The organism is Streptomyces sp. NPDC007088 (genome assembly GCF_042869355.1).
In the GTDB taxonomy this organism is placed as follows: Bacteria; Actinomycetota; Actinomycetes; order Streptomycetales; family Streptomycetaceae; genus Streptomyces.
This window is the reverse complement of record NZ_JBIAFO010000021.1, coordinates 45,771-64,457: the sequence shown is the minus strand read 5'-3', so window position 1 is coordinate 64,457 and position 18,687 is coordinate 45,771. Positions and strand designations below refer to the sequence as shown.

Below are 18,687 nucleotides of genomic sequence, written 5' to 3'. Positions count from 1 at the left end.
CGGACGGGTCCCCGTCGGTTCCGGTTCCGCGTGCGGACCGGCTGCTGTCATGAAGTTCGGACTCGGCCGGAGCAGCGAGGACACGCGCGGGAACAGCGTGCGCGAGAAGCGCCCACGCACCCTCCGACCTGCGTGCACACTACTGCGTGCGAAGGTGAACTGGTGTACTGGGCTGACAGATTTAGGCCAGGGGTGCCGGTGTTGCCCTGTCACTTGCCCGTTCGGAAGCGGGGAACTGACCATTTCCCGCGCAGTGTTGCCCGTTAGGAGACCGTTCGTTGAGTGTGACGCTGTTCCGCAGGCCGGCCCGGCGCCGTGGCCCGGACATGCCGGAGGGCGAACTCAGCCTTCAGGAGCCGCCCAGCTTGCCGGAGGTGGTGCCGGACAGCTCCGCTGTGTGGACATATCTCCCCATGGCGCTGATGTCCGTCTCCATGATGCTGATGTTCATGCGCCCCGGTATGAACAAGGCCAGCGGCAGCCACTTCATGTACCTGGCCGTCGGCATGATGGTGTTCGCCTCCGGCGCGATGATGGTCGGCCAGATGATGCGCAAGACCAGCGAGCGCAAACAACGGCTGAAGGGCGAACGCCGCGACTACCTGCGCTACCTCACCCAGATCCGCCGCAAGGTCCGTACCGCCGTGTCCGACCAGCAGCGCGCACTGGCCTGGCGCCACCCGGCCCCCGCCGCCCTGTGGTCCGTGGTGGGTACGACCCGGCTGTGGGAACGGCGCCCGCAGGACGAGGACTTCGGCGAGGTCCGGATCGCCGTCGGCGAGCAGAAACTGGGCTTGCGGCTCACTCCGAAGGCCACCACCCCCGTCGAGGACCTGGAGCCGCTGTCCGCCCACGCGCTGCGCAGCTTCATCCGCGCCTACTCCACCGTCCCCGAGCAGCCCATCGCCATCTACCTGCGCGCCTGGGCACGGATCCTGTTCCGCGGTGACCAGGAACGCGTCCGGTCCGTGGCCCGCGCCATGATCTGCCAGCTGGCCACCTTCCACGCCCCCGACGACCTGTGGGTGGCCCTGTGCGTGTCCGACGAGCGGCGCGCCGACTGGGAATGGGTCAAATGGCTCCCGCACAACCTGCACCCCCAGGAGAGCGACGGCGCGGGCCCGGCCCGGATGTGCGTCTCGGCCTTCAACGAACTGGAGGACCTGCTCGGCGCCGAGTTCCTCGAACGACCCGCCTTCGACCCCGAGGCGGTCGCCGGGCGCGAGGAACCCTTCACCGTGATCGTCGTGGACGGCGGCACCGTCCCCAAGGGCCACCGGCTCGACTCCGCCGGGTTCCGCAACGCCGTCGTCCTCGACCTGAGCGGCGCCCTGAACTGGCGGCCGGGACGGGTCACGCTCCGGTTCGACGTGTCCGAGGAGGACTTCTCCCTCGTCCGCACCGACCGCGAACGCAAGGAGCAGACGGTACGGCTCGGCCGCCCCGACCGCTTCGGCCCCGCGGGCGCCACGGCTCTGGCGAAGCGGATCGCCCCCTATCGCATGGGCGTGGGCGCGGAGTCCTCCGAACCGCTGTCCTCGAACCTGGAGCTGACCTCGCTGCTGGGGATACCCGACCTGTACCGGCACGACCCGGCCACCCTGTGGCGGCGCAACACGGGCAGCGCCCGGCTGCGCGTCCCCATCGCGGTCGGGGCCGACGGCAGCCCCGTCGAACTGGACATCAAGGAGTCGGCCCAGGGCGGGACGGGCCCGCACGGCATGCTCATCGGCGCCACCGGCTCCGGGAAGAGCGAACTGCTGCGCACCCTGGTCCTCGCCCTCGCCCTCGCCAACTCCTCCGAGACCCTCAACCTCGTCCTCGTCGACTTCAAGGGAGGCGCCACCTTCCTCGGTCTGGACGAACTGCCGCACACCTCCGCCGTCATCACCAACCTGGCGGGCGAGGCGGCCCTGGTCTCCCGTATGCAGGACGCCCTGCACGGCGAACTGATGCGGCGCCAGGAGCTGCTGCGCTCCGCGGGCAACTACACCTCGGCCCTCGACTACGAGAAGGCCCGCGCCGCCGGCACCCCCCTCGAACCGCTGCCCAGCCTCTTCGTGGTCGTGGACGAGTTCAGTGAGCTGCTCGCCGCTCACCGCGAGTTCATGGAACTCTTCGTGATGATCGGGCGCCTGGGACGCAGTCTCGGCGTTCACCTGCTACTCGCCTCGCAGCGGCTGGACGAGGGCCGCATGCACCAGTTGGAGAGCCACCTCTCCTACCGCATCGGCCTGCGCACCTTCTCCGCCATGGAGAGCCGCGGCGTGCTCGGCGTCCCCGACGCCTACCAGCTCCCCTCCCAGCCCGGCAGCGGCTACCTCAAGTCCGGGGTGGAGGCGCTGACCCGCTTCCGCGCCGCCTACGTGTCCGGCCCGTACCAGGAGCGCGACACCAGCCAGACCCAGGCCCGCGCCGCGAGCCAGACCGTGCCGTGGACATCCGGCTACGTCGTACCGCGTCTCCTCCCCGACCTGCCGGAGCCCGAGCCCGCGGCGGAGCCGGAGGAGTCGGGCGACACCCTGCTGTCCGTCGCCGTGGACCGGCTGCGCGACTCCGGCCCCCCGGCTCATCAGGTCTGGCTGCCGCCGCTGGACTTGCCCGCGACCCTCGATCAGGTGCTGCCACCGCTGACGCCCGACCCGCAGCTGGGGCTGACCACGGTCGGCTGGGCGGGACGCGGACGGCTGACGGTGCCCATCGGGATCGTCGACAAGCCCTTCGAGCAACTGCGCGACCTGTTGACGATCGACCTGTCGGGGGTCGGCGGGCACGTGGCCATCGCCGGCGGCCCGCAGAGCGGCAAGAGCACCCTGGTACGGACGATCCTCACCTCGCTGGCCCTGACCCACACCCCGCGCGAGGTGCAGTTCTTCTGCCTCGACTTCGGCGGCGGCACCCTGGCCTCGCTCGCCGAACTGCCCCACACGGCGGGGGTGGCGGCCCGGCTGGACACCGAGCGGGTCGGCCGCACGATCGCCGAGATCAGCGAACTGCTCTCCGGGCGGGAGAAGTTCTTCCTCGACCACGGCATCGACTCCATGCCCTCCTTCCGGCGCCGCCGGGCGGCGGGGGAGTTCGCGGACCAGCACTACGGCGACGTGTTCCTCGTCATCGACGGCTGGTCCACGGTCCGCCAGGACTTCGACCGCCACATCCAGACCTTCAACGCCATCGCGGCACGCGGCCTCAACTACGGCGTCCACCTCATCGCCACCACCGCCCGCTGGGTGGAGCTGTCCTCCACCGTGCGCGACCAGGCGGCCACCCACCTGGAACTGCGGATGGGCGACGCGATGGACTCCGGGATCGACGTACGCCGCGCGGCCACCGTGCCGCGGCTCCCCGGACGCGGTCTCACCCGCGAGGGGAAGCTGCACTACCTCGCGGCCCTCCCCCGTATCGACGGAACGGAGAGCACCCAGGACCTCGCGGACGGCGTCTCCGGGCTCGTGTCCGCGATCAAGGAGAGCTGGCCGCACGGCCCGGCGCCGCAGGTGCGGATGCTGCCGACGCTGCTTCCCGCCTCGGCGCTGCCCGCCCCTGAGGGCGACTTCCGGATGCCGATCGGCCTGGAGGAGAACGGGCTGTCGACGGTCTGGCACGACTTCGGCGAGAGCCCGCACATGATCGTCGTGGGCGACACGGAGAGCGGGAAGACCAACATGCTCCGGCTGACGGCCAAGGCCATCATGGACCGCTACACCCCCGCCGAGGCCCGGATCATGGTGGTGGACTACCGCCGGGACCTCGTGGAGGCCATCCCCGACGCCTACCGGCTCGGGCACGCGGTCTCCATCGACGCCCTCAAGGACCTCATCGACGGTGCCGCCCGCGCGGTCCGCGCACGCGTGCCCGGCCCCGACATCACCCCGTCCCGCATGCGGCTGTGCGACTGGTGGTCGGGGCCCCGGCTGTTCATCCTCGTCGACGACTACGACATGGTCGGCACGGGCATCGGGAACACCCCCTTCGACCCGCTCCTGCCACACCTGGCCCTCGGCTACGAGGTCGGGCTGCATCTGGTCGTCGCGCGGGCCGCCGCGGGCGCGGGGCGCGGTCTGGGCGAGCACCTGATGCGACGCCTGCAAGAGGTCAACACACCGAGCCTGCTGCTGTCCTGCCCGCCCTCGGAGGGCTACATCCTCGGCAACGTCAAGGGCCGCATCCTCAACCCCGGCCGCGCCACCCGCATAGCGCGCCGCAAAACGACGCAGGTGCAGACGGCGCTGATGGACGCGTAGCGGCCGGGCGCGCGCACGGCCGGGGGCACGTACGACGCTGGCGCGCCCCCGGCCGCGGCCCCTCGCGATCGGGGGCCCGGCCTTGAACGTCGTCGCGTGTGGTGAGGCGGTGGTGTTCGGGCCTGACGACCCGGAACGTCCGGTCTCAGACGGGCTGTGGGAGCCGGTTCACCGGGTCGTGCCGGGGGCGCCGGCACGTCCGCGGGAGGGCGGCAGGCGCCGCCACGGGGCCAAAGACGCGGGCCGCCGCCTTGTTCGTGGCCACCTCCGGGTGCGCTTGGCGGCGGACTCCCGAGGTGTTCGGACCATCGTGGTCGACGGTGCGCCGGCGCTGTGCCGAGAGCGGAACCAGGCCCGGGTGCGGGCCGGCCCACACGGCCCGGACCTCCGCCCACGCGGACTCCGCCGCCCGCACCGCCGCTGTCAGCGCACGGCCGAACACTTCCTCGTCTTCGCCGCAGCCCCGTCCGCCACCGCCGACTCGCCGCGTGGCCGTACCCGCTGACGTCCCCGGTCAGCGCCACTCGGGCGGGATGCCGGCGAGCTGTTTCAGCAGGTCCCAGCCGGCCGGCCGCAACTCCGGGTCGTGCCACTGAGCACCACGGGCGACCCAGAGCCCGCGAAGTTCGCGGACCTGCGAGACGCTGTCGTCGCCGATGCCGGACTCGTTGTAGCAGCAGGGGCAGATGACGTACTGCGGCACGCCGTACTCGTCGAACACGGCTTCGCCGTCGTCGTACCCGCAGATCCGGCAGGTGGTCTCGGTCTTGTCTTCCATGGTCATCCCGACCGCACTCTACCGACCGATGCCAGACGCGACGACCTCTTCAGTCAAGAGGGCGGGCGCCAGCCCCGCGCCCTGCCCAGGGGAATCACCACGGCCGCCGCGGCCACCAGCAGCACCAGCCCCCCGCCCACGCCCGCCAGGATCAGCGCGCGCTCGCGCGGCCCGGTGGGCGCCGCCGCGACGACACGGGCGGGTCCGGGGCTCGCCACCGTGCCCCGCTCACCGGAGAGCAGAGCCGTCACGGCCGCGTACGGGTCGAGGCGGGGCGTGTCCGAGGGGTAGGCCGTCTCGGTGAGCTGCCGGAAGACCTGAGCCGCGGTCATCTCCGGGTGCCGCGCCCGCACGAGGGCCGCCGCGCCCGCGACGTGCGCGGCGGCGAACGAGGAACCCGAGCCGAAATAGTGCCCCGCCCCCTTCGGCCCGACGCTGACCAGCGCGTCCCCGGGAGCCGAGAGATCGGCGCCACCCACCGTCGGCGCTCCCTCGGGGCGCGACCCCCCAGGGCCGTAGTCGATGACGGAGAGCACCCCGGGAGCGGAGGCCGGCCAGTACCACGGCAGAAGCTCACCGGGCTTCCCCGTGGCGTCCCTGGGGACCGAGTCGGGGGTGACGGGCGCGACGACCAGCGCGTCGGACGCGGAGGCGTAGGCCACGGCCTCGGTCAGCTCCTCCTTGCCGGTGCCCAGCGCCCGCCCCACGTAGATGACGCCCGCGCCCTCGTCGGCAGCGGTGCGGATACCCGCGGCGAGCCGCGCCGCCGTGGTCGCGCCGCGCGTGTCCGTGCCGCGCACCCCGAGAATCCGGGCCCCGGGGGCGACCCCGGACACCCCGGAGCCCGCGCGCGGCGCGGCGGCGATGAGTCCGGCCGCGAAACTGCCGTGGCCCACGCAGTCCGTACCGCCGTCACCGGCCGCGGTGACCCTGCCCGACAGCGCGGGGATGTCCGTACCCACGCCCGTGTCCACCACGGCGACGGTCACGCCCTCGCCCTCGCTCAGCTTCCACGTACGGCTCAGCCCCAGGACCCGACGGCTCCAGGGCGCGTCGGCGGCCTTGTCGGGCGAAGCCCTGACGCACGGCGCGTCAGCGGCCAGCACCGTGGAGACGGAAGGCAGTTCGACCGAGTCGGCGGCCGCCGGCCCTGCCGCGGCGAGCGGAGCCGTGGCCAGCAGGGCGGCGGCCACCGTCCGCGCCACCGGGTGACGGTAAGAGGGAGCGCGTCGCATGAGGCGGATGATACGCGCGACAAGTTCGCCCTTCGTACGCGAAGTTCGCACGGGCCTCACTCGTCGGGGGGACCTGGCTATCGGCTGCCGGGTTCCCGTAGCCTGCGTTCCGTGCGTGTCCAGGGAAGCCGCGGCCTCGGCCTCCCGCCCAGGTCACCGGGGCCCGGCAGGCACGACAAGGAGGAGGTCCCAGCGTGTCACGGCAGTTGCTCAGGGTCGGTCCGCAGCAGGCGGACAGCTTCCGGACGATAGGGGAGGCCCTGGCGAAGGCACGCGCGGGAGCCGTCGTCCGGGTGGCGCCGGGCCGGTACCGCGAGAACCTCACCGTCCGGACCCGGCTGACGATCGTCGCCGACGGGGAGCCCGGCAGTGTGGAGATCTGCCCACCACGCGGGACCGCCGTCGTCCTCGTGGCGGACGCCGTCATGCTCACCGACCTGTCGCTGCGCGGCGGCAGCGAGGACCTCCCGGTGGTCGACGCCCCGCGCGGCCAGGTCGCCATGGAGGGCTGCACCGTCGTCGGCTCCGGCTGGACGGCGCTGCTCGCCCGCGAGAGCGGCTCGCTCGCCGTGCGGGACTGCCGCGTCTCCAACCCGGAGGGCGCGGGCGTCGTGGACACCGCGCCCACCGGCAGTGTCGTCGCCAACTGCGTCATCGAACACCTGGGCACCTCCGCCGTCGTCCTCGGCGAACAGGCACGCACCTCCGTACGCGACTGCCGCATACGCGACGCGCGCGGCAACGGCGTCCTCGCCAACGGCGAGGCGCAGGGCCGCGTCGAGGACTGCGACATCTCCGGCACCGAGAAGCCCGCCATCGCTCTGGAGGGCAGGTGCGCCACCCGCGTGGTGCGCACCACCGTGCACGACACCTCCGTCGGGGTCTACGTGACCAGCGCCGCCCGCCCCGTGCTGGAAGAGGTCACGGTCACCGACACCACCGGGCCCGGCATCGTCCTCGCCTCGGGCAGCGACCCGGAACTGACGCGCTGCGCCACCTCACGCACCCAGGGCAACGGCCTGGCCGTCACCGAGCGGTCGCGCGGCACCTTCCAGGACTGCCGGTTCGACAGCTCCACCGCGTCCGCGATCCGCGTCAGCGGCAGCAGCTCGCCCCTGCTCACCGACACCGCCGTGCGCGACTGCGCGGACCGTACGGCGGCCGTGATGCTGGCCGAGGAGTCCTCCGCCGAGTTCGACCGCCTCACGGTGACGGACGCGGCCGGCGTCGGCATCGCGATACGCACCGGCGCCAACCCTCTGCTGCGCCGCGCCCGGCTCGAAGGGATGGGCGGCCACGGCGTGGAGGTGGCCGACAACGGCCGGGGACGTCTGGAGGGCTGCGCGGTCGAGCGCGCAGCCGGCGCCGGGGTCCGGGCCACGACCGGCGGCGCGCCCGAACTCGGCGACACGGTGCTCCACTCGACCGGCCAGGCCGGGGTCTGGATCGGCACCGACGGCCGGGTCGCCGTGCGCGACACCGAGATCCGCTCAAGCGCGGCCGCGGGGATGCACGTCGAGAGCGGCGGCGAACTGCGCGCCGACCGCGTCCACGTGACCGGGTCGGCGGCGCACGGCTTGCTCGTCGGCAACGGCGGCCGCGCCGCACTCACCGGCTGCCGCATCACGAGCAGCGTCGGGGACGGTGTCCGCGTCGACAGCTCGGAGCAGGTCACTCTCACCGACTGCGTCGTCCGCGACAACCGGGGCGCCGGACTGAAGCAGACCCGCGCCGGTGAACGCCTCACCGTCGAGCGGCTCGACTCCAGCGGCAACGCGACGCCCGACTCCTGGGGCGAGAACGCCGTCGACGTCGCCGCCGAGGGCTCCGGCCCCGCCGGGCGGGACAAGCGGCCGGCGGGCCCCCTGGCCGAGCTGGAGGCGCTCGTCGGCCTCGCCGACGTCAAACGCCAGGTGCACACCCTGGTCAACCTCAACCAGCTCAACCAGCGCCGCGCCAGCCTCGGCATGCCGGCCCCGCCCATGAGCCGTCATCTGGTCTTCTCAGGCCCGCCCGGCACCGGCAAGACCACCGTCGCCCGCCTGTACGGCGGCATCCTCGCCGAGCTCGGCGTGCTGCGCTCAGGGCACCTGATCGAGGTGTCCCGGGCCGACCTCGTCGCCCAGGTCATCGGCGGTACGGCCATCAAGACCACCGAGGCGTTCCAGGAAGCCCTGGGCGGCGTCCTGTTCGTCGACGAGGCGTACACCCTGCTGTCCGACGGCAAGGGCTCCGGCGCCGACTTCGGCCGGGAGGCCATCGACACGCTGCTCAAACTCATGGAGGACCACCGCGAGGACGTCGTGGTCATCGTCGCCGGGTACACCGACGACATGACCACCTTCCTCTCGTCCAACCCGGGCCTCGCCTCCCGCTTCACCCGTGTGGTCGAGTTCGCCAACTACTCCGTCGAGGAACTGGTGACCATCACCCAGAACATGTGCGAGACCCACCGCTACGAACTGGACGCGCGCACGCTCGACGCCCTCGCCACGCACTACGAACGGATGCCGCGCGACGCCGGGTTCGGCAACGGCCGCGCCGCCCGCCAGGTCTTCGAGGAGATGGTGGACCGGCAGGCGTTCCGCCTCGGCTCGATGGAGAACCCCGCCGAGTCCGACCTGTCCCTGCTGCTGCCCGAGGACGTCGCGGAACTCGCGGCGGGCAGCGGCCCGGCCGTTCCCAGCTCCGCCGGCCTGCTGGCCGAACTCGACGCCATGACGGGCCTGCACGCCGCCAAGCGGGAGGTGACCGACCTCGTCAACCTCCTCTCGGCGTCCCGGCAACGCCGGGCCGCCGGCCTGCCCGCACCCCGTATCGGGCACCATCTGGTCTTCTCGGGTCCGCCCGGCACCGGCAAGACCACCGTCGCCCGCCTCTACGCCGGCCTGCTGCACTCCCTCGGTGTGCTGTCCACCGGTCAGTTGGTCGAAGTGGCCCGCGCCGATCTGGTGGGCCGCTACGTCGGGCACACCGCGCAGCTCACCAAGGAGGCTTTCGAACGAGCTCTGGGCGGCGTCCTGTTCATCGACGAGGCGTACACCCTGACGCCCGAGGGCGGCGGTTCCGACTTCGGCCGTGAGGCCGTCGACACCCTGCTGAAACTCATGGAGGACCACCGCGACGAGATGGTCGTCATCGTCGCCGGCTACACCGAGGAGATGGGCCGGTTCCTCGGCTCCAACCCGGGTCTGGCCTCCCGCTTCGCCCGCACCGTCGAGTTCGAGAACTACAGCACCGACGAACTGGTCGAGATCATGAGCGGATACGCCTCGGTGTCCGGCTACAACTGCGCGCCCGAAACCCTGGAACACCTTCGCGCCTACGTGGACACCCTCCCGCGCGACCGCTCCTTCGGCAACGCCCGCACCTCCCGCCAGATCCTGGAGGCCATGATGACCCACCAGGCCCGCCGGATCGGCGCCATGACGGCCCCCGATCTGGAGGACCTGCAACTCCTCCTCCCCGAGGACCTGCCGGCCGCCGCCCGCCAGCCGGCGGGGTGACGGGGCCGGAGCACCGGCACGCTGTCCTCGGTGTGGGGGCAGCCCCCGGCGGACAGCGCGACCGGCACGTAGCGCAGGCCCCTCCCGGCCGCGCGCACGACGGTGCGGCCCCGTCGGACGCACGGACCGGGAAGTGACGAGGTGGTGGACGGGCCGATCGGGCGCCGGCCCGTCCGCTTCAGGTGCCGCGAGCGCCCCGGCCGCGGAGGGGGAGCGGGGTCCGCGAACGGCTCAGACGACCATGACCCGGCGCCCGCGCGTGTGACCGGCCTGGCTGTCGATGTGTGCCGCCGCGGCCTCGGCGAGCGGGTACGACTTCTCGACCGGGATGTGGAGCTTTCCCCGTGAGATGAGTTCCGCGGCCTCGGCGAGCGCGTCCGGCACGCTCCCGGCCACGCCGGAGAACCGGACACCGAGTTCCGGTGCGCCGAGATCGGCGATGGAGATCACCGTCCGCGGGTCTCCGGTCAGCTCGACGAGTTCACGGATCACGCCCGAGCCGGCCAGGTCGAGCGCCGCGTCCACCCTGCCGAGCCGCCGCACCCGCTCCACCCAGCCCTCCCCGTAGGTCGTGGCGAGGGCGCCCAGGCCGCGCAGATAGTCCTGGTTCGCCGCCCCGGCGGTGCCGATCACCGTGACGCCGCGCTCGCGGGCGATCTGCAGCACCGCCGATCCGACCCCGCCGGACGCACCGCTGACCAGCAGTGTCTGTCCGGCCCGTACACCGACCTCACGGAGCAGGCGCAGCGCCGTCTCCACGACGGACGGGTATCCGGCGGCCTCTTCGAAGGACAGGCCCTCGGGCATACGGGCCCAGGCCGTCAGGACGGCGAACTCGGCATACGTGCTGGACCCTTCGCCGAACACCCGGTCGCCGACTGCGACGTCCTCGACGCCCGCACCGATCTCGTCCACCACCCCGGCGGCGTCCAGCCCCACTCCGGCGGGCAGGTGAAGCGGATGTGCCGCGAGGACCTGGCCCTCGCGGACCCTCCAGTCGACGGGGTTCACCCCCGCCGCCCGCACGGCGACACGTACCTGACCGGGACCCGCGTGGGGCTCCTCGGCATCGATGAGGTGCAGAACATCTGGACCGCCGAACTCGGCGAAGCTCACTTTCTTCATGCGGTGGACCGTAGCACTAACCGTTAGCCTTTTGAACCTGTTGTTGATTCGTACCTGATAGGGTCAGGGCATGACCGTGCCGCCCGGACGCCGCGAGCGCAAGAAGGCCGCGACCCGCCAGAAGATCGCCGACGCCGCCCTGCGGCTCTTCCTGGAACGCGGGTACGACGCCGTGGGTATCCGAGAAGTCGCCGCCGAGGCCGATGTGGCCGTCACCACGCTCTTCTCCCACTTCGCCTCGAAAGAGGCCCTGGTGTTCGAGCAGGACGAGAACTTCGAGCAACGTCTCACTCGGGCGGTCACCGGCCGGACGCCCCACGAGCCGCTCATCCCCGCGCTGCGAAGGGAGATCCACGCCCTGGTACGGCACTGCACGGCGGACGGTGCCGCCCCGATCTGGCACATGATCGACACCTCGCCCGCCCTGCGGGGGTACGAGAAGTCGATGAGGCTGCGCCACGCGGAGTCACTGGCGGCGGCCGTCGCCGCCGATCCCGGCCTGTCACTGTCCACCACGGCCTGCCGGGCGATCGCGGCCTTCGTGATCGACGCCTTCGCGCTGGCCCGCGCGGCGGACGAGCCGGAGGCCGCGGTGGACGAGATCTTCCGGATGATCGAGGCCGCCTGGGACGTAGCCACCCTCTCTGAGCGTGCGTGAGCCGCTACTCCTTTACATGGACGGGTGCGCGTGCCCGTAGGAGGCTCGCGGTACAGCCCCCGCGGCCTGCCCCGCGCCGCGGGCGCTGAGAGTCGAATCGCTCAGCCCCCAGGTGCGTGTCGCGAAGTGGCGGAGGCGGTCCAGGGCACCCTGTCGACGGTGACGCGCCGGAACGGAGTCGCCCAGGCCCCGCGGGCGGCCGGCCGTCCGGACGTAGCGGCCACTGGTCAGGATCGGGGCGGTTCACCGGTCCCGAACCGGTGAGCGCCGCCCCACCGCCCACGGCGGGGCCGAGGGCCGCCCCCGGCCCCTCGGCGGTCAGCGCCGCCGCCGCACGGTCCGTGGGGGCTCCGCGCGGAACGGGCCCCGCGTAGCAGACACGCCGGACGTACCAACTCCTCACGCGCGCAAATGCGTCACCGCCTTGACAGGTGACGGGAGTGTGTACATGCTGGATGTCACGGAACAGGGCGGCCAGCCCGCCACCGATGGAGCGGAGGCTCACGGTGAACACCGAAGGAACCATCGACAACGCCGCAGCGGTACGTCACGCCAGGTTCGGCACGCTGCCGGAGCGGATCCGCTACGAGGACATGAGCGAGGCGAAGGTAGCCACGCCGGACGACGGGACGGGCAACCGGTACAACCCGGAGGCTTCGTGGAACCACTTCTCCTGCCTGGCCCTGGACCTGAGCCTCTGACAGGCTCACACCCGACGGACTGGTCCCAGCCGCCAGGTGTGACCTTTCCGGCCGGCCGGAAAGGTCACACCGGCAGATGTCCCGCGCGGTGGGGCGGACGAGGTCGGCCAGGGCCGTCTTCATCGCTTGCACCGTCCGGTGACGCCGGAGAGGCAGAGCCGGGGCCAAGGGCTGGCCGGGAGGTCTCTCGCCTTGGTGGTTGCCGCGGCGAGCGGCCGGCTACCGCGCGGTGGCGTCCGCCCGGCCGTCGTCGCGCTCGAAGCCTTACGGGAGTGGCGGGCCTCAGAGTCGGTCGGCGTCGACGACGGCCTGGGCGAAGGCGGTGGGCGCCTCCTGCGGCAGGTTGTGGCCGATACCCTCCAGCGTCCGGTGCTCGTACGCGCCGGTGAACCGGTCACGGTAGGAACTGCCGTCGCCGGCCGGTGTGAAGGGGTCGCGCTCGGCGTCCAGGGTCACGGTGGGCACCGTGACGAAGGGCCGCGCGGCCAGCCGCTTCTCGTAGCGGTCGTAACGCCGTTCACCGTCGGCCAGACCCAGGCGCCAGCGGTAGTTGTGGATGACGACGGCGGGGTAGTCCGGGTTCTCGAACGCCCTCGCCGTGCGCTGGAAGGTGGCCTCGTCGAAGTCCCAGGTCGGAGAGACGGTGTCCCAGACCAGCCGGCACAGCTCGGGCCGGTACTCGTCGCTCTCCATGGCGCTGCGGCCGCGCTCGGTGGCGAAGTAGTACTGGTACCACCACGTGTGCTCGGCCGCCGGGGCCAGCGGGGACTTCTGGGCCTCGACGTCGGTGACGAGGTAGCCGCTGACCGACACCAGCGCCCTGACCCGTCCGGGCCACAGCGCGGCCAGGATGTCGGCGGTGCGCGAGCCCCAGTCGAAGCCGGCGAGTACGGCCTTCTCGATCTTGAGCGCGTCCATCAGGGCGATGACGTCGAGCGCGATCGCCGACTGCTGCGCGTTGCGGAAGGTCCGTGGGGAGAGGAAGCGCGTCGTGCCGTGCCCGCGCAGGTACGGGACGATGACGCGGTAGCCCAGGTCGGCCAGCAGCGGGGCCACGTCGACGAAACTGTGGATGTCGTAGGGCCAGCCGTGCAGGCAGACGACCACGGGGCCGTGCGCGGGGCCCGCCTCCGCGTAGCCGACGTCCAGCAGACCGGCCCTGACCTGCTTCAGCCTGCTGAAGGACGTGTGGGAGCCGGGTGTCACGGCGGGCACGGCAGGGGCCGGCCCTGCGCCACCCTTCCCCGGGGCGGCGGAGGCCGGGCCCGTCAGTGAGACCGCCGCGCCCGTGGCCAGGCCGACGGCCTTGCTGAAGGTACGCCTGTTGATCATCTGAAGCCTTTCGTCGTGCGGGTGAACTGGTGTGGGCAGGGGCATCGGTGCGAGGGGCCTGTACCGGAAGCGGGAGCCGGGAGCGCCGGTCCGCTCCGGGAGCCCCCGCAGTGTGCCGGGGTGTGACCCCGTGCGGCGTGCGTCCGCCGGAGCGTGTCGCCCGGTCCGTCGTGCCGTAGGAGTCGAGTCGCAGCCACGCCGTAGCCCGCCCGTGGTCCGTACGGGGCGTCGGGCACACCTGGACGACACCGAGGTCCGCATAACGAGAACCGCGGCCGGGGCCCCCTCGGCAGGATCGGCCTGGACACGTGCGCGGACCACTACAGACACAACGGCCCCGGCCGCCCGCCCCCGGACCCCGGGGACCGCGGTGAGCGGGTACGGGCTCGTGTCCCTGCCGCGCGAACGCTCCCGGCACACGTCTTCGCCGACACGGCCGGACCGCACGAGTCCGACGGGCTCGGCTCTTCGAGCGCTCTGTGGTGCCCGCGCCGCGCCGCCCGCGCACCGACCTCGGCCTCGCGGACACCGTCCGCCGCCCCGGCCGCCTTCGCGGACGTCGGCAAGGCGGCGCGCGGGCCGCTACTGCTGATGTCGAGGCAGGAGGACCGGACGGTGCCCGGCCCCGTGACCCGCGCCGGGTACCGGCTGTACGGCGACTCCGTGGCCGTGAGCGAGCTGAAGGCGTTCGCGGACCGGGGCCAGTCCTTGGTCGTCGAGTGCGGATGGCGCGCGGTCCCCGGGCACGTCCTGGGCCGGCTGGGCACCCTCGGCGTCCACGCGTGCGCGAGGGAACGCTGAACGAGCCGCGTCCGGGGCGGGGACGCGTGGGACCTCGCGACCCAGCGCCGGAGGACGCGCGGGCACATCGTGTCGGAGCGGGCGGGCACCGCTGTCACACCATCGGGCTGACGGGCCGCTGGTCGCCCACCAGAGCGCGGCCGTACATCTCCCGGGCGAGGCCGGGGTTCAGGGTCGGGTGCCGGGCCGCCGTCTCCAGGTCGCGCCAGTAGCGCTGGACGGCCCTGGCCCGCGAGAAACCACTCGCCCCGTTCACCGTCAGCAGCAGTCGTACCGCCTGGAGCAGACACGTGCAGGCGTGTCCCACGTCCATGCGCACCCGTGCCCGGTCCAGGAGGGACGGGGCGGCCGGTGAGGCCGCCGCCGCGTCGACCGCCGCGGCGGAGCGCGCGAGGTGCAGGGAGGCGGAATCGATCAGAGTGGTCGCGTCGGCGAGCGCCGCCTGGACACTGGGGGAGTCGGCCAGGCGCGGATGGAGGGACATGGCCATCGGCTTGCCGCGCTCGACGGACTCCAGGGTCGTACGCAGGACGGCGCGGGCGGCCCCGAGCAGCGGCGCCGCGGTCGTCAGCGTCAGGGACCCCGGCGGGACCCGGTACAGCGGCTCGCAGGCCCGCTCCTCGTGCGCCACCACCTCGGCGAAGGGCCGGGTCCTGTGGTGCGGGACGAAGACGCCGTCGGCCACGACGGTGTCGCTGCCGGTACCGCGCATGCCCGCCATGTCCCACGTCGCCTCGACGGCCAGACGGCTCATCGGCAGGAGCGCGACCCCCGGCCGGGTCCCGGGACCGGCCCCCGGCTCGGTCCCTCGCGCCCCGGAGCGGGCCAGAGGCACTCCGAACACCCCCCACTCGGCCTGTCGGCAGCCGGACGCCCACGACCACCGGCCGAAGACCAGAAGCCCGCCCTCGACCGGCTCCGCGGTGACCCCCGCGCTGCCGAACACCCCGCACATCGGTACGTCCGCACCGTCGCCCCACAGATCGAGGCGGGCCTGTTCGCCGAAGGAGGCGGCGATCTGCTGGGCCCCGTAGGAGAGCATGACGACCCAGGCGCTGGACGGGCAGGACTGGCCGAGTTCGGCCAGGACGTCGACGCAGGCGGTGAGGGGGAGTTCGTGACCGCCCAGGCTCCGGGGCACGCCGAGCCGGAACATGCCGGCGAGCCGCAGCGCCCGCGTCGCCTCAGCGGTGAGCCGGCTCTCCCGCTCCGCCTCGTCGGCCTCGCGGAGCAGTACGGGGGACAGGGCGCGGGCCGCCTCGACGAGCGAAGAGGCCGAGTCGAGGGGCGGGGTGTTGTCCTGCGGATCGTTCAACCGGTTCATCAACGCTCCAGCCGATCATTCGGATCTGATGATCCGCTTGCTGTCTCCGGATAGACGGAACCAGCAGAGCAAAAGGTTCACAGTCCCGGAACAGGCCCGGCCTGCCCGGAACGAGCCGGACCTTTCCCACAAGCTACGAAACGGCTGCGAACGTGCCCGGCCGACATCCGCGGGGCCCTTCCGGGTACAGGGAGGTCTCTTCCGGGTGGCAGGGCAGTTCGCCGCGGCACAGGGCGGTGTCACACGGCGCAGGGCGGCACCGCGGAGGCGGCCAGTGGGCACAATGGGTGAGTGAAACCCGTGGAGACGAGCCCGAGCCCCGCCGTGTCCGGCCCACCCCGGCGCCGCGCCGACGCCCGTCGCAACCACGAGCGCGTGTTCGCGGCGGCGCTCGCCGTCTTCCAGGAGGCCGGCCTCAAGGGCACCGTTCCCCAGATCGCCGAACGGGCGGAAGTGGGCAAGGCGACCGTCTACCGCAGCTACCCCACGAAGGAAGACCTCGTGGCAGCCGCCGTGGAACACCGGCTGGCCCGGCTCCACAAAATCACCGCTCCCGCGCTGTCCCAGTCGGACCCGTACCGGGCGTTCAGCGACTACGTACTCCTGCTCTTCGAGAGCCTCGCCGACGACCGGCTGCTGTCCGAGGTGCTCGCCGACGCCGGGTTCAGGGGCACCTCCGGCCTGCTGACCCAGCTCTCGGACCTCATGGAGGCGGCCAAGACCACCGGAAAGGTGCGCGCCGACGCCACGACCCGCGACCTGCGCGTGGTGCTGTGCGGCTCGGCGGTCCAGCTGATCGGGATCGCCGAACGGGAACCCGCGCTGTGGCGCCGGTACGGCGAACTGACACTCCAGGCCCTGCGCCCCTGACGAGCCCCGCGGTGTTCACCTGACCGTGTGACCGCCCTCGCCCCGCGCCCGGTTGACGACGCCAAGCGTCAACGGGCGCCCACCGCGCTCGGATGCGTGAGCACAAGCGCCGACACACGCGCCACCGCCACCCAACTGACCGTCCACAAGACCGAACCGGCCGACACCGTGCAGCCCACCGGCGTCGAGGGCACCGCTGGGTGTCCCCCTGTCCGCGGGGCGGGTCCCAACACCACCCGCCTGCATATAGTCGTGCGGTACAGGACACGGTCGGTCGGCTGAGCCCCCGGATGAGCGGCACCTCTGCCGGCCTGGTACAGGGAGAACATGCATATGCGCATAGGTCTGGCCCTCCCCACGTTCGGTCCCGAAGCGGGGCCGGAGGCGATCGCCGGCGTCAGCCGCGCCGCCGAGGAAATGGGATACGACTCCCTGTGGAGCGGGGACCGCGTGCTGGCCCCGGCCACACCGAGCGTGCCCTATCCGGGCGAGGACGGTGTGATGCCCCGGGCCTACGAGAACCACCTGGACCCCCTGGTGGCGCTGACGTTCGCCGCGGCCCACACCACCCGCGTCCGGCTCGGAACGAGCACGCTGAACGGACTGTGGCTGCCGCCGCTCATGCTCGCCCGGTCGCTGACCACCCTCGACCTGCTCAGCGCCGGACGCCTCGACGTCGGCCTCGGGCTCGGCTGGATGCCCGAGGAGTACACCGCGGTCGGCGTGCCCTGGAAGGGCCGCGGCGCGCGGCTCGACGAGACGCTCGACATCCTGCGGGGGTACTGGACCAGTGATGTCTACGCCCACGACGGGCCGTTGTTCACCATCCCCGAGACCAAGGTCGGGCTGAAGCCACACCAGCGGCCCGGACCCCCCGTCCTGCTGGCGGCCTTCACACCCCGGGGCCTGCGACGTATCGGACGGCGCCTCGACGGCTGGCTCCCGGCGGCCATGCCACTGCCGAACCTCCTGGGCATGTGGGCCACCGTCGTGCGGGAGGCCGAGGCGGCGGAGCGCGACCCCGCCGCCCTGCGGATGGCCCTGCGCGTCAACGTCGGACTGACCGACACCGGGACCGGTCCCGACGAGGTACCGCGGCGGGGAACGCTCCAGCAGTACATCGACTACGCGCGGGCCGCGGCCGAGGCCGGTGTGCACGAACTCTTCGTGGACTTCGGGCAGCGGACCACCACGCTCGACGAGAGCACCGACCTGGCCGGACGGTTCCTCACGGGCGTCCGCGCGGGCTGACGGACGACGCCCCACCCGGGTACGCGCCCCGGACACCGGCGCCCGCACGCGCGTATCCGCACCGGGCGCCTCACCGTCGCGAGGACGCGTCCGTACGACCGAGCGGGCACCGGGTGCCCGGAGGGAACCCGAGAAGGACCCGGGCCCCGGGGCGGGCCCGCCCGTCGGCGGAACGGCCCTCGCGCGCTGCCCACGGCGCGGTCAGATGCGGCACGGCAGGTCGGCGGCGCGTCCGGCGATCGTGTGGACCGTGGCGTCGGTGCTGTCGGCCGGGATCGAGGGGATGACCGACGCGTCGGCGACACGCGGACCGTCGAGTCCGGGCACGCGCGGCACGGACTCGGCGACAGACGTCCCGTCCTCGCCCAGGGCGCAGGCGCCGACGGGGGCAGTACGAGCAGTACGAACCGAAGTGTGTGCGGGCACGAGCGCTGGTCGACTGCTCGTCCACGGCGTCGAACCCCGTGCTGACCTCCTCGACGCCCCAGTCGGCGAGCGCCGGGGAGCAGGCGATCCCACCAGCCGCCGTAATACCCGCGAGTACCACCCGTACGTCCCCCTCGCCGGCGAAGTAGCGGGATGGATCAGGGGTGGTGGGGCATACGGATCGGCCGAGGTGATCCTGAGCGTGCCAAGGCCGGCCGCGGAGGGGAGACGCCGGCGGTGAAGTCGTTCGTCACCGGGGCGACCGGACGGTACTGAGCCGAGGACGGCACCCGTGTGCCGGGTTCCGCACACCGGGCGCCGACGTGGCGCGCTCCCGGCCGACCGCGGCGGACGACCCCGCGGCGTACCTGCGCCGCAGGGCCGGAGAGCGGCCACCGAGGTCCCGACGGCGGGGACTGACCGTCAGCTGACAGAC

General features: G+C 72.7%; 13 protein-coding genes. 7 read left to right on the top strand and 6 right to left on the bottom strand.

The features are described from left to right. Positions 1 to 284: 284 nt before the first annotated feature. Positions 285 to 4,244, top strand: coding sequence for a type VII secretion protein EccCa (gene eccCa / locus ACFYMP_RS26765; RefSeq protein ID WP_388862318.1), 3,960 nt, complete (start codon positions 285 to 287; stop codon positions 4,242 to 4,244). A 514-nt stretch (positions 4,245 to 4,758) separates the two neighbouring features. Here the strand turns inward: eccCa and ACFYMP_RS26760 are convergent. Then, positions 4,759 to 5,028 carry a hypothetical protein gene (locus ACFYMP_RS26760; protein WP_388862279.1) on the bottom strand — a complete coding sequence of 90 codons (270 nt, stop codon included), beginning with the start codon at positions 5,026 to 5,028 and terminating at the stop codon, positions 4,759 to 4,761. A gap of 47 nt (positions 5,029 to 5,075) precedes the next feature. After that, complete coding sequence (locus ACFYMP_RS26755) at positions 5,076 to 6,257, bottom strand: S8 family serine peptidase (protein WP_388862277.1); 1,182 nt, start codon at positions 6,255 to 6,257, stop codon at positions 5,076 to 5,078. Positions 6,258 to 6,451: 194 nt separating this feature from the next. Between ACFYMP_RS26755 and ACFYMP_RS26750 the strand changes: the two genes are divergently transcribed. After that, positions 6,452 to 9,763: a right-handed parallel beta-helix repeat-containing protein gene (locus ACFYMP_RS26750; protein WP_388862275.1), complete on the top strand. Its 3,312-nt coding sequence runs from the start codon at positions 6,452 to 6,454 to the stop codon at positions 9,761 to 9,763. Positions 9,764 to 9,994: 231 nt separating this feature from the next. On the opposite strand, the gene ACFYMP_RS26745 is transcribed toward ACFYMP_RS26750, so the two are convergent. Then, a complete protein-coding gene (locus tag ACFYMP_RS26745) occupies positions 9,995 to 10,888 on the bottom strand; it encodes an NADP-dependent oxidoreductase (RefSeq protein WP_388862273.1) in 894 nt (297 codons plus the stop codon). Positions 10,889 to 10,958: 70 nt separating this feature from the next. Between ACFYMP_RS26745 and ACFYMP_RS26740 the strand changes: the two genes are divergently transcribed. Next, the gene (locus ACFYMP_RS26740) at positions 10,959 to 11,546 is read left to right on the top strand and encodes a TetR/AcrR family transcriptional regulator (protein ID WP_388862271.1); all 588 of its coding nucleotides are present in this window, start codon (positions 10,959 to 10,961) and stop codon (positions 11,544 to 11,546) included. A gap of 506 nt (positions 11,547 to 12,052) precedes the next feature. Beyond that, positions 12,053 to 12,247 (top strand): hypothetical protein, encoded by a 195-nt coding sequence (locus ACFYMP_RS26735; protein WP_388862269.1) that lies wholly within the window; start codon positions 12,053 to 12,055, stop codon positions 12,245 to 12,247. A 282-nt stretch (positions 12,248 to 12,529) separates the two neighbouring features. Here ACFYMP_RS26735 and ACFYMP_RS26730 read toward each other — a convergent pair whose 3' ends face one another. Further along, complete coding sequence (locus ACFYMP_RS26730; RefSeq protein ID WP_388862267.1) at positions 12,530 to 13,579, bottom strand: alpha/beta fold hydrolase; 1,050 nt, start codon at positions 13,577 to 13,579, stop codon at positions 12,530 to 12,532. Positions 13,580 to 14,170: 591 nt separating this feature from the next. Between ACFYMP_RS26730 and ACFYMP_RS26725 the strand changes: the two genes are divergently transcribed. Further along, entirely contained in the window at positions 14,171 to 14,380 is a 210-nt protein-coding gene (locus tag ACFYMP_RS26725; RefSeq protein WP_388862265.1) for a hypothetical protein, read from the top strand. Between the two features lie 94 nt (positions 14,381 to 14,474). Here ACFYMP_RS26725 and ACFYMP_RS26720 read toward each other — a convergent pair whose 3' ends face one another. Then, entirely contained in the window at positions 14,475 to 15,704 is a 1,230-nt protein-coding gene (locus ACFYMP_RS26720) for an acyl-CoA dehydrogenase family protein (RefSeq protein WP_388862263.1), read from the bottom strand. 291 nt (positions 15,705 to 15,995) lie between these two features. On the opposite strand from ACFYMP_RS26720, the gene ACFYMP_RS26715 reads away from it, so the two are divergent. Together ACFYMP_RS26715 and ACFYMP_RS26710 are read left to right on the top strand one after the other, a co-directional pair. Then, positions 15,996 to 16,574 (top strand): TetR/AcrR family transcriptional regulator, encoded by a 579-nt coding sequence (locus tag ACFYMP_RS26715; protein WP_388862261.1) that lies wholly within the window; start codon positions 15,996 to 15,998, stop codon positions 16,572 to 16,574. A gap of 333 nt (positions 16,575 to 16,907) precedes the next feature. Continuing rightward, entirely contained in the window at positions 16,908 to 17,825 is a 918-nt protein-coding gene (locus ACFYMP_RS26710) for a TIGR03619 family F420-dependent LLM class oxidoreductase (RefSeq protein WP_388862316.1), read from the top strand. A 201-nt stretch (positions 17,826 to 18,026) separates the two neighbouring features. Here the strand turns inward: ACFYMP_RS26710 and ACFYMP_RS26705 are convergent, their stop codons facing one another. Then, on the bottom strand, positions 18,027 to 18,563 hold the full coding sequence (locus ACFYMP_RS26705) for a GMC oxidoreductase (RefSeq protein ID WP_388862259.1): 537 nt from the start codon (positions 18,561 to 18,563) through the stop codon (positions 18,027 to 18,029). Positions 18,564 to 18,687 lie beyond the last annotated feature (124 nt).